General features: G+C 45.1%; 12 protein-coding genes. 6 read left to right on the top strand and 6 right to left on the bottom strand.

The features are described from left to right. The 6 genes from ACN0R8_RS09580 to ACN0R8_RS09555 form a co-directional block, all read left to right on the top strand. A partial coding sequence (locus ACN0R8_RS09580) for a flagellin (RefSeq protein ID WP_417596844.1) occupies window positions 1–876 on the top strand: 876 nt, incomplete at its 5' end. A 163-nt stretch (window positions 877–1039) separates the two neighbouring features. After that, on the top strand, window positions 1040–1474 hold the full coding sequence (locus ACN0R8_RS09575) for a flagellar protein FlaG (RefSeq protein ID WP_417596843.1): 435 nt from the start codon (window positions 1040–1042) through the stop codon (window positions 1472–1474). A gap of 46 nt (window positions 1475–1520) precedes the next feature. Continuing rightward, window positions 1521–3182: a flagellar filament capping protein FliD gene (gene fliD, locus ACN0R8_RS09570; protein WP_417596842.1), complete on the top strand. Its 1662-nt coding sequence runs from the start codon at window positions 1521–1523 to the stop codon at window positions 3180–3182. Between the two features lie 11 nt (window positions 3183–3193). Further along, complete coding sequence (gene fliS, locus ACN0R8_RS09565; protein WP_417596841.1) at window positions 3194–3631, top strand: flagellar export chaperone FliS; 438 nt, start codon at window positions 3194–3196, stop codon at window positions 3629–3631. Further along, on the top strand, window positions 3621–5795 hold the full coding sequence (locus ACN0R8_RS09560) for a 6-hydroxymethylpterin diphosphokinase MptE-like protein (protein ID WP_417596840.1): 2175 nt from the start codon (window positions 3621–3623) through the stop codon (window positions 5793–5795). The genes fliS and ACN0R8_RS09560 overlap by 11 nt, the downstream gene beginning before the upstream one ends. 13 nt (window positions 5796–5808) lie before the next feature. Next, window positions 5809–6120 carry a hypothetical protein gene (locus ACN0R8_RS09555; protein WP_417596839.1) on the top strand — a complete coding sequence of 104 codons (312 nt, stop codon included), beginning with the start codon at window positions 5809–5811 and terminating at the stop codon, window positions 6118–6120. 193 nt (window positions 6121–6313) lie between these two features. On the opposite strand, the gene pseI is transcribed toward ACN0R8_RS09555, so the two are convergent. From pseI to pseB, 6 genes are read right to left on the bottom strand one after another with little or no spacing between them, the layout of a single operon-like run. Next, the gene (gene pseI / locus ACN0R8_RS09550; protein ID WP_417596838.1) at window positions 6314–7366 is read right to left on the bottom strand and encodes a pseudaminic acid synthase; all 1053 of its coding nucleotides are present in this window, start codon (window positions 7364–7366) and stop codon (window positions 6314–6316) included. Then, window positions 7356–8003: a formyltransferase family protein gene (locus tag ACN0R8_RS09545; RefSeq protein WP_417596837.1), complete on the bottom strand. Its 648-nt coding sequence runs from the start codon at window positions 8001–8003 to the stop codon at window positions 7356–7358. The genes pseI and ACN0R8_RS09545 overlap by 11 nt, the downstream gene beginning before the upstream one ends. A gap of 1 nt (window position 8004) precedes the next feature. Further along, complete coding sequence (pseG, locus tag ACN0R8_RS09540; protein WP_417596836.1) at window positions 8005–9132, bottom strand: UDP-2,4-diacetamido-2,4,6-trideoxy-beta-L-altropyranose hydrolase; 1128 nt, start codon at window positions 9130–9132, stop codon at window positions 8005–8007. After that, window positions 9093–9794: a pseudaminic acid cytidylyltransferase gene (gene pseF / locus ACN0R8_RS09535; protein ID WP_417596835.1), complete on the bottom strand. Its 702-nt coding sequence runs from the start codon at window positions 9792–9794 to the stop codon at window positions 9093–9095. Before pseF ends, pseG begins: the two co-directional genes overlap by 40 nt. 5 nt (window positions 9795–9799) lie before the next feature. Continuing rightward, on the bottom strand, window positions 9800–10960 hold the full coding sequence (gene pseC / locus ACN0R8_RS09530) for a UDP-4-amino-4,6-dideoxy-N-acetyl-beta-L-altrosamine transaminase (protein ID WP_417596834.1): 1161 nt from the start codon (window positions 10958–10960) through the stop codon (window positions 9800–9802). Beyond that, window positions 10960–11958, bottom strand: a complete 999-nt coding sequence (gene pseB / locus ACN0R8_RS09525) for a UDP-N-acetylglucosamine 4,6-dehydratase (inverting) (RefSeq protein ID WP_417596833.1) — start codon at window positions 11956–11958, stop codon at window positions 10960–10962. Before pseB ends, pseC begins: the two co-directional genes overlap by 1 nt. Window positions 11959–11988: the final 30 nt, after the last annotated feature.

The following is an 11988-nucleotide window of genomic DNA, read 5'->3' as shown; positions in this document are numbered from 1 at the left end:
ACTCTGTCTGCTGATGACCGTAGCGCTCTAAGCCAAGAGTTTACTAAACTGCTGGGTGTGAATAACGATATTGCAGATCGTACCGCTTACGGCACCCTGAAAATCCTGAACGGTGATTCTCCTGAATCCGGCTTCCAGATTCAGTCTGGCGCCCAGGCGGGTGAGCAGGATGTTGTTACTACAGGTAATGCTGAGCTAAGCGCGTTGTTTGGTAGCGTTGCTTCAGATGAGGGCGTTGCTGACACTGTGCTCATGTCGACGATTAGTGGTACCCTGGCCACTGCAGGAACCTTGGGTAAAATAATTCAGGCTTATGCTGTCACAACAGGTACGTCTGATATTGCTGACGCTGCCGATGAAATATTGGGCTCTTCTCGTGAAGGGCAGTTAAATGAGCTCGGTAAAAATGGGGCCATAGGTGAAGTTAATATTGCCAACTTTACAAAAGTCCTAGAAAACGATGTCGCAAATAGCGGTGCTTTCACTGACTATTCCACTGTAGCTGCAGCATTAACAACTACAGGTCTTGCTGCAGATGTTGGTGCGGTTGCTTCCACTGGCTTCACTGATGCTCAGGCAGCGACTCTGAACAATTTTGCAACAGATACTCTGCTGGATGCCATGAGCAGCCTGATTACTCAGGTTGATAAGCAGCGTGCTAAGCTGGGTGCGGAGCAGAACGGTCTGACTTCAACCGTACGTAACAACACCACGGCTGTTGTAAACGTGTCAGACTCCCGTTCTCGTATTCAGGATACTGACTTTGCTGCTGAAACAGCTGAACTGACTCGTAATCAGATCATCCAGCAAGCATCAACGACTATTCTGTCTCAGGCGAACCAGCTGCCGCAGACGGCACTGTCGCTGCTGCGTTAATCGATTTAACGCCAGTAAGATCAAAAAATCCCGCTTCGGCGGGATTTTTTTTGTCCTGGTAAACATCTTTTGCTGTTTGCGGTGCCTCTATTTAAGTTTTGCTCTTGCTGGCCGATAGCTATACCAATGAAATTTTTAGCCGAAAGGCTTAGGAGGAATTGGCATGAAAGTTGATGGTTCTAATGATGCCTTTGCACAAGGCTATGAGTTGCGGCAAAAAACTGCCGGTGTTGATGTTAGTAGAGCAACAACAGAGGCAGGTGCTAAGCTTGATAATGCCCGAACATCAGCTGTTGATGACCTGAAATCCGCGATGGCAGGCCAGGGTGGCAATAGTGATCGGGATAAAGAGCTTCAGGATGCTGTAGATAAGGTTAATCAATATGCTGAAATTCAGCAGGTTAGTCTGCGACTTCAGGTGGAAAAAGAGCTGCAGCAGGTTGTTGTTAAGGTTGTAGATAAGGATACTGACGAAGTGATTCGGCAGATTCCTTCAGAGCAGGCGATAGAGATTGCTAAGCGTCTTGATGAAGTGATGAAAGAGTTTTTATCAGGCGCAAATACTCAATCGTTTAGCTTGTTTTCGGATGAAGTTTAATTCACTGACGTATTAAAATGGCGCATGGTGTCATTAGGAGATCGACATGAACTTTTTAGGAATTGGTTCCGGGCTTGATTTATCAACAATGCTTGAGGGTCTGGTTAATGTTGCAGCTCAACCTAAGGTTGAACAGCTGGGAAAACGTGAGATCCAGACAGAAGATTCACTATCAGGTTTGGGCATCCTAAAAAGCCTGATGTCTGATTTTCAGACCGCTGCAGATGATCTGAAGGATGCGTCACTGTTTACGACAATGACGCCTACTTTAACGCAGCCCAGTAGTGGCGACCTTATTAAGATTGAGTCGGACACTAACGCTGTTGCTTCATCCTATGATATTGAAGTTGTTAATCTTGCCAGTGGTAGTAAGGCAACGTCTGACTGGCGTTCAGTAATGTATCAAAGCGATAGTTTTGTTGATACATCTGCTGCGCTGGGTAAGTCCGGGACGCTGTCTTTTCAAATTGACAGTGGTACGGCGGTTGACATTACAGTCGGTGCCGGCGATTCATTGAGTGATATTAAAGATAATATTGCGGCTCTTTCTGGTATTGGAGCGAGAATTACTGATGGCCGTCTGGAGTATTATGCTGAAGGTACAGGCCAAGCTCTGACAGTCACCAGTAGTGATGCAGATATGAGCAGTTTTACAACTGCAGGTTCTATGTCTGAGAAAGCTGCGAGTGCAAAAGATGCAAACCTGAGCGGCACGCTTTCTTTTGCGGCAGATGGTAAGACGTTTGATGTTTCTCTGACGGGCGATGAAACACTGGATGATATTGTTGCAGCCGTTAACAGTGCAGATGACAATTTTGGTGTTATTGCTAATATTATCGATGGCCGTTTGGTGTATCAGTCTTCAGTGACCGGTACTGGTAACGACCTTAGTGTTACGGGGATTACAGAGCTTGCCACTACAGGTGATGTGAGCATGACGTCACCTGCTTCAGACGCTGAGATTAAAGTGGATGGAGTTTCGATCACCAATGATAGCAATGAGTTTGACAGTGCTGTAGCTGGCCTGACGATTACTGCCCTGAAGCAGTCACCGGGTACAGGTACTTCTGATGTAGAAACTTCAAGTGTCACCGTAGGTGAAAATACCGGTGATGTGAAATCTAAAGTTCAGGCTTTCGCCAGTGCCTACAATAAGCTCCGGGAAACAATGAATGAGCTGAAAGGTACGGTGGATGAAGATGGAAATTACACTGCTGGTAAGCTTTCAAACGACCCTATCGTTCGTAATGTTGAGTCGGTACTGAACAGTATGATTACTCAGCAGGTTGGTGGCGCAGATCAGGGAATGGATACTCTTTACTCCATAGGTCTCGAGATTGAAAGTGATGGCACTCTGGCAACAGATAGTGACCGCCTTGATGATGCGCTGGACAATCTTGAAGGCATGCAGAAGCTCTTTGCGGGTGCTGGTGCGGTTTCAAGCGATGGTATTGCCGATCTGATCAGTGAACAGGTTGACAGTTACGTTGGTATTACCGGGATTATCAAAGGCCAGGAAGACTCTTTCCAGGAGCAGCTGGATGACCTTGAAGAGCAGTATGAAGCGCATTCCCGCTATATTGAAAGCTACAGGGAAACTCTGCAGCAGCAATTTACTGCTCTGGATACATCTATGGCCAGAATGAATGCTATCATGTCCCAGATTCAGCCGCAGTTGGCAGCATTATCAGGTATATCATCAAGTTAAAGGGGTTTTTTATGAACCGGGCAATCAGTAAATATAAAAATGTTAGTGTGGAAAGTGGCTTAGAGGGAGCGTCCCCTTATCAGGTTACGAAAAAATTAATTGATGGCTGCATGATCTTTCTGAAGCAAGCGAAAGTCGCAATTGAAAATAAGGATTATGAGAAAAAGTCATTCCATATATCCAAGGCGCAGGCGATTATCACAACGCTGGCTACAAGCCTGCAGTCAGATCAAAATAAAGAAGTTTCCGATAACCTGTTGGCTTTGTATGACTTCTGTCTTAATCAGCTTATTTCAGCATCTGCAGAGATGAGTATTGAAAAAGTTGAAGCTGCCGAGAAAGTTATGGGTGAAATTAAAGCAGGGTGGGATTCAATTCCTGCAGATGCCGTGGTTGAGGCAGAGAATCAGAGGTCCAGTGGCCCTATGGTGAGTACTGATGCCGGATAAAACTAACTCGTTTTCGGATCAGGAGTTAGTAGCCGCTTTTATTGAAAAGCGGCTTACCGATAACCTGGAAGCATTTAAAAAATACCTGCCTAGTATTTACGAAAAATTTTCTGACTATAAAGAAGAAAATATATTCCTTATTTATGATGATGCAGGAGATATTAATCTTTTTGATCGGTCATCTGAAGTATTGTTATATGGGGGGAATCCTGTTCAACAATGCTTAGAGAATCTGAGTGGATATATTAAAGCACCTGTTCAGCGCCCTTTCTTTATTTTGCCTGGAAATGAAGACAAACCAGTTAGTGATAAAGTCAACTATATTCATTCTTCTCATCTTAAGAAACTGGCTAAATTTCAATTCTCAGCATTAAGTACTATTGGTGAAAAGTTACTTAACCTGATAAGTTCTCAGTCAAAAGATAACAAAGAATTAGCTGAATCAGAAGTTAATATTGATCACCAGTTGCCTGATTTTGTGAATGCTATGTTTTGCTTTTCTGTTGGCATGGGCTTTGATATTGAAAAGCTGTATGCCAGTCATGATATTAAGCATCTTTATGTTATTGAGCCTGATCCTGATGTTTTTTATGCTTCACTGCAACTGTTAGATTGGAAATCGATATTAGAGAAAGCAGTTAATAATGATTTCAGGTTGCATATCCTTGTTGAAAAAGATCATAAACTGCTTCTGAATGAAGTATCTATACTCGTTTCAGCAAGTGGCCGTCATAATGTAGCTGGTGCATACTTGTATTCTGCTTTTTATAAAGATGATTATAAAGATCTTTTTAAAAATCTGAAAGAAGCTATCAGCTATAGTTACCTCTCGGGCTTTGGCTTTTATGATGACTCGCGCTACAGCCTGGCGCATACTATTGGTAACTTCAAAGCATATATACCTATTCTGGCTTCTAATAGAGAATTGAAGAAAACTCTGGATCAGGATGATTTGCCTGTTATGATTATAGGTAATGGCCCCTCATTGGATCTGGATCTTGACTTTATTAGGAATAATCAAGATAGATTTGTTGTCGTTAGTTGTGGTTCTTCCCTAAGGACATTACTTAAAAATAAAGTAAAGCCTGATTTTCATGTGGAGTTAGAGCGTACAGCTAGTGTCACATGCTGGATCAAAAAATCTTCTGATGGCATTGAAAATTTCTCTGATGCACTGAAGGAAATTACCCTTATTCAAGTATCTCAGGTTCACCCAGGCGTTGCTGAGCTATTTAAGAAAAAAGGGATGATTTTAAAGGATATTGAAACAGGTTCTTCGTTCCTTAATTATGCCTTGCCCAATAAAGGGCTTGCTATTCTACCCCGATTGGCACCGAGTTGCGTCCACTCTGCGGTTACCTCTCTGGTTGTCATGGGATTCAAGGATTTTTATTTCTTTGGAACAGACATGGGGTCAGTTGATATAACGAAGCATCACTCTAAAGATAGTAGCTATCAATATCTTAAGAAAGATATGGCTGACAACTTTAAGTTTAAGAAAAACTCGGAAGTATATGAGTCAAACTTTGATGATAAAGAAGTTTACTCTTCTGGTTTTTACCCGATGTTTAAGAGGGAGCTTGAATCTGTCATTGCCGGCTGGAGCTATACTATGCAAGGTAATGTGAACTTCCATAACTGTAGCGACGGTGCCTTGATTGAGGGGGCAACACCTCTTCGTAGTGAAGATATTGATCTGGACTCTCTGAGTGTCCCTTCTGACAAGCAAGAGCTTATGGGTGACGTGTTTGCCGCTTTTTTCAGCTTTAGCCCTGAGTCACATACAGATCATTTATTAGAGAATTTGGAGTTGGTTAAGGATCGTGTAGACCAAGCCTGCGACTACGCTATTAATATGATCTCGCCTGTTACTGATATTCCTCAAGCTTTCGCATTGACAGATCGCTTTATACAGGAATTTCATAGTGATAAAGTTTTGGATGATAGCCATGCTTGGCTGTATTCATTATTTGATGGCTCGCTGCTCTACATGTTAAGCGTGATCACGTCTACCGCTATGCTCCCAGGCCCTAAAGATGCAGTGCTAGAGTCATTAAATGGGCAGTTTGAACAGCTCAAGTTATTTTTTGAGGATGTTAAAGTTGACTTCAGGGATCATTGTTTGGACTGGGATCAGGAATCCCGGTATGACATGTTCGACTAGGAGGAGCTAAGTTATGGGGTTAGATAACTGGCGACAGCTACGAGATGCTGCACAGGAAATTCATGCTCTCGCTGAAAAAGATGACTGGGATGCCGTCTCCACAAGTGGTGATAAGCTTGAAAGAGATTTGCAGGTCTTTTTTTCTGAGACACTTACTCAGATGAGTGACGTTGATAAGGCCTTGGTAAAAGAAGAAGGTGATCAGCTGGTTTCTGATATCATGGATATCCTGAAAATGGCCAAAAAGAAACGAAGTGCCTTAACGGATGAGACTGGCAAGCTTGCTAGGGGGAGCCGAGGGATTTCTGCCTATAAGAAAGTTTGACGTAATGTCTATATATGAAGGATGGTTTCCGGGATGTATATTTAAATACTGCCACTGAAAGTGATACAGAGGCTGTTGATATCCGGGAATTCCATCCTTCGATTTGAAAAGGGGGCAGAAATAAGAGAAGACCCAGCCTACCACCACAATCACTTGCAGTGGTTGAGACGTATTTTAAAGGCTTCAGCCTACTTTAAGTATTTATTGCTTCATAATATGTAGGCTCGCCGTACTTAACATCCTTTTTTAACTTTTTCCCAATAAGGTGGCTGTAATACTTCGGGGGTAATCCATACCCAGGCCTAACACTTCTGATGCTATCTTCTGTAATGACATCCCCTGCCTGCATATCCTTCGTGAAATACAAGGATCGCCTGAACTGAACATTTCCTTGCTCACTGGATTTGCGCCCGTAATCAATATTACCTAAGGCCTGCCATGCGGTTTTACTATCACGGCATAGTGCTTTTAATTCTGCGGGTTCCAGCGAAAAGCTATCATCCGGGCCTCCGCCGTTGCGATCTAAGGTAAAGTGTTTCTCTATAATAGATGCTCCCATTGCAACACTGGCGATGGCCGTTGTGTTGTCCAGAGTGTGGTCAGATAAGCCTGTAACCAAGCCAAATCGTTGTTGCATATCGGGTATGGTACGCAGGTTATAGTCCTTTGCCGGTGCAGGGTAACCACTGACACAGTGGAGAATCGCCAGTTCTTTACAGCCGCCTTCCCGCGCCGCTTCAATAGCTTCCTGAATCTCTTCCGCATCAGCCATACCTGTGGAGATAATCATGGGTTTTCCGGTAGCCGCTACGTACTTAATTAATGGCAGGTCAACTGCTTCAAACGAGGCAATTTTATAGGCAGGTGCGTTCAGGTCTTCCAGTAGGTCGACAGCGGTTGCGTCAAAAGGCGAGCTGAATATTGTGATTCCTATCTGCCGTGCGTACTCAAATAAGGGTTTGTGCCATTCCCAGGGAGTATGGGCCCACTCATACAATTCGTATAGAGTTTTACCGTCCCATAGTCCGCCTTTAATTTGAAAGTCTGACTGGTCAGAATTCAGTGTTATGGTATCGGGAGTATAGGTCTGAATTTTCACTGCATCAGCGCCAGATTTTTTGGCTTCTTCAATGATGCGGAAGGCTGTGTCTAGGTTACCATTATGGTTTGCTGACATTTCGGCAATGATGTAAGGAGCATTATCTGGGCTAATCTCACAACCATCAATAACCAGTTTATTTGTCATCTGCCTTCTCCAAAATAATGTTATACCGTTTGCCGTGTAATTCAAAATAGGCAGGGAATCGTTTAGGGTCGCATATTCTGAGGGTATTAAATTGCTCGGCTATTGTTTTATGAGGATCAATCTGGCTGTCTTCAGGAGACCGTTTGGGGTAATAAGTGGGCTCAATTTGACAAGATTGTGTCTCGGGCTGAATGGTTTGAAAATTAGCCACGGCATAGTCAATGAGCTCTAACTCTGCGGCAAATAGTTGGTTGTTAATCTCATCCCACAGCATATCCTCTGTCAGAGGAACCCGCTTCTTTTGCCAGATGCGACCGCTATCGACCTTGTCTTCAGCCTCTAATAGCGTCACCGTGATCTCATGAGCGCCATTAATAATATCCCAAATATAAGGGCTCCAGCCGCGCCCTTTAGGCAGGTCGCTGGCGTGTAATACCAGTGTATACGTGTATTGAGCCCGGTCCTGAGTATTAACAACCTGTGAGCAGGAAATTAAGAACAGTAGTTCACCGCCTGTTAAGGCATTTTTGTCCCGTACCAGCTCAATTTGGTAATCGTGCTCATTTGCGCTGATCCAGCGTTGTAAATATCTATTCACTGGATGCTGAGCATTACTGCATAAAAAACTAATTTTCATATTAAGTGCTCAGTAGCTCTAGTACCCGCTGCACACCTATGCCATCACATATATATTGTGCATGCTTTACGAATGTTTTCTGATCTTTTTGAACAGCCCCAATAAGCTCTGTCAGACTTTGTTCATGGAAATCTTTCTGTAGCACAGCTGCAGCACCGGCTTTTTGCAACCTGTTAGCAATCGTACTTTGGTTGTCTGCTAATACAAGCATGATGGTTGGCAAGCCCAGGCAGCACCTTTCCCATGAGGTGGCCCCTGCTGCCCCTATGGCAAGGTCACTGTTGGCCATCAGTTCAGCCATATTGCTGACACCGACTTTGACCTGAGTAGGCCAGGGAATTTCAGTGGCTTGTTGCTTTACTTCTTTTATCCAGGGAGCAGTAGTCCCCATTACAACGGTAATTTGACAGCTTTTAGGTAAAGTCCCAGTGGTTAGGGCGGTTAGTATTTGGCCTGTGATATTGTCTTTATCAACACCACCTAGATTAATAAGTAGGTGTTCTAGTGGGCCATGCTTACGGCGTTTTAGGCTGTAGCTGCGCCATTGGGAAAATTCAGGTCTTAACAAGGCGTACTCAGCCCCACAAAGCAGTTGGCAGTCCTGAGGAACAAGAGGACGGTAGTCGTCTGTATCCCGGCCAAAGGTTTGGTCTAGCAGTAAGTCGCAGTCATGCTGCCTATCTGCCAAGTCATCGATTACCATAAGCTTTGAGCAATGGGGACGCAGTAGCCTTTGCCACTGAATATCAAGGGCGTAGTGATCGACAACCAACCAGTCTGGTTGTATTTCCTGCGCAATGCTTTGGCACAAATGAGCATCGCTTGTCTGGCTGCAGCCCAGCCAGGAGGCATGGGCCAGCTGAGAGTCATCGGATGTGTGCTCATCTTTCATCTGGGGAAAGCGGGTAGTTAAAGAGTGTACGCTGTGGCCGTGTTCAATAAGCAAAGGGATTAGGTGCCCCTTATGCTCGCGGCAGATAAAATGGCATTGTACACCTCGCTCTTTCAGGGCGTTGGCAAGGGTCAGGCAGCGCATAATATGGCCTGTCCCCATCTCAATAGAGGCATCGGCTCTGAATAGGACGTTCATTAGAGGTTTTGTTCGGCTTGCATTGCTTTGAATAGCCATTCGGCACGCTGCCAGTCTTCTGGTGTATCAATATCCTGAACTCTGTGACGCGGAAGTTTTATGGGGATGGAGCCTTCTGCGAACAGAGGTTTTTCCTGAAGCCAGGCACTGGCTGTGCCCCAGTAAAATTGCCCAGCGTCATGCCAGGCTTCTTCAAGATCCTGGGATCGAGTCATAAAATGTTCAGGGTTAAACATGTGAACTCTACCCTGTTCCGTGAGCTTTATTGCTCGCTGGATAGGGAACGGGTAGCTGGTGACAGTAAAGGCGTAGTCAGCAGCACTTTTTGCAATGGATTCCCAGCCAGAGCGGATGTCATGCGTGGATACAAAAGGTGCGGTTGCATAAATACAGCAGGCGTAACTGATCTTAGTTTGTTCTTTTGTCTGGAGTTGCTCGATGGCGTGACGGATTACAGGGATTGTGCCTGCATAATCATCTGCCAGCTCTGCCGGCCGCATAAAGGGCACTTCTGCACCGTATTTCTGTGCAGTATCTGCAATTTCCTGATCATCAGTTGAGACAATGACCCGATCAAAACAGTCGCTTTTTAATGCAGCTTCTATGGACCAAGCTATCATCGGTTTATTTCCGAAGACTTTGATATTCTTCCGGGGGATTCGTTTACTGCCACCTCGGGCGGGAATTATAGCAAGGCGCATTCGTTTTATCCCTCCAGCAGGGTCTTTAAAGCCGACACAACATCAGATTGCTGTTGATCTGTTAATCCCTGATACATCGGCAGGCTGATGGCTTCGCTATAGTATTTTTCCGCTTCGGGGAAGTCTCCCGGGCAGAATCCCATTTTTTGGTAGTAAGGCTGAGTATGGACGGGAATATAGTGCAGGTTTACGCCAATACCCTTCTCTCTCAGGCCTTCAAATATTTGCCGATGTGTTTTGTCTATTTTATCCAGTTGTAGGCGGATCACATAAAGATGCAAACCAGAATAGCTATCAGGGTGCTGCCAGGGCAAGGTGATAGGCAGGTTTTGCAGTAATTGGTTATAACGACTGGCAAGTTGATGACGGCGGGTAACAAAGTCGTCCAGTCGCTGAGACTGACTGATACCCAGTGCAGCCTGTAGTTCGGTCATACGGTAGTTAAAGCCCAGTTCAACCTGCTGGTAATACCAAGGACCATCCGGTTCATGGGTCATCAGGCTCTGATCTCTGGTGACGCCATGGCTGCGGAAAAGATTCATTTTTTCGGCCAGACGGTCATCATTGGTCAGTGCCATACCGCCTTCGGCGGTGGTGATGATTTTTACTGGGTGAAAACTGAAGACTGTAATGTCACTGTAGCGGCCACTGCCGATATAGTCGCTCTGATATCGGCCTCCGACGGCGTGTGAGGCATCTTCAATAACCTTGAAGCCATAACGCTGTGACAGAGTATGAATTGCCTGCATATCGCATGGCTGCCCGCAGAGATGAACGGCAACCAGCACTTTGGGTAACGTCCCTTCCTGCTTGGCTGTGATCAGTTTGGCTTCCAGTGCTTTAGGGCTGAGATTATAGGTGTCAGGGTCGATATCAACAAAGTCTACCTGAGCGCCGCAGTAAAGACCGCAATTGGCCGAGGCAACAAAAGTGACAGGTGTTGTCCAAAGCCAGTCACCTTCTCCTAGACCGAGAGCTAAGCAGGCGATGTGCAGCGCACTGGTAGCGCTGTTTGTTGCGAGTGCGTATTTTGCACCGACCTTCTTCGCCAGTGTTTGCTCAAATAATGGAACCTTCGGGCCTTGGGTTAGAAAATCGGAATTCAATACTTCAAGAACCGAGTCAATATCGGCTTGATTAATATCCTGCTTGCCGTATGGAATCATCAGATTTTCCCGATTTTCTCTCTATTTGCCTCAATCCAGCTTTGCAGCTCAGCATCAGTCATCCATTCTGAATTGTTATCGCTTGCGTAAACAAAGCCCTCCGGGACCTTTTTACCGTCTTTGATACGGTTTGAGTCCTTATCCCAGTTGTTTATCTGCGGGAGGATTTTGTAGTGTTCCGGGTATTCGTAAGTGAAGTAGGCATCTTCAGGACCGATCATCTGCTCGTGAAGTTTTTCCCCAGGGCGAATGCCAACGACTTCCTGTTTGGCTTCAGGTGAGACAACCCGGGCAAGGTCAGTTACTTTCATTGAAGGAATTTTTTTGACGTAGATTTCACCACCCACCATATCTTCAAAGGCATGCCAGACCAACTCTACACCTTCTTCCAGAGAGATCATAAAGCGGGTCATGCGGTCATCTGTGATTGGTAAAACCCCTTTGTCCTTGATGGACATAAAGAATGGGATAACTGAGCCCCGGGAACCCATAACATTACCGTAGCGTACTACGGAAAAATGAGTTCCTTTACCTCCGGCATAATGGTTGCCGGCAACAAATAGTTTATCTGACGCCAGTTTGGTAGCTCCATACAGGTTGATTGGGCTACTCGCTTTATCGGTAGAAAGAGCAACAACACCTTTAACCTTTTTGTCGATACAGGCATCAATCAGGTTCATGGCGCCATCAATGTTGGTCTTTATGCATTCAAACGGGTTGTATTCGGCCGTTGGCACGATCTTGGTAGCAGCAGCATGTACAACATAATCAACACGATCTAAAGCCCGGTAAAGACGGTCTCTGTCGCGTACATCTCCAATGAAAAAACGCACCCGGGGATCATTCTGATAGCCTTTGGCCATCTCCCATTGCTTCATCTCATCCCGAGAGAAAATGATGATTTTTTTTGGATTGTATTTCTCCAGGGTCATGGGAACAAAGGTGTTACCGAAAGAGCCTGTGCCGCCGGTGATGAGGATTGTTTGACCGGTAAACATTTTGTATGTCCTTAATGTCTGGAGTGCAAA

The sequence above is a fragment of the Oceanospirillum sp. genome (genome assembly GCF_048265165.1).
Lineage (GTDB): Bacteria > Pseudomonadota > Gammaproteobacteria > Pseudomonadales > Halomonadaceae > Oceanospirillum.
Note: the sequence above shows the minus strand (reverse complement) of the source record. Positions and strands in the feature narration are given on the sequence as shown.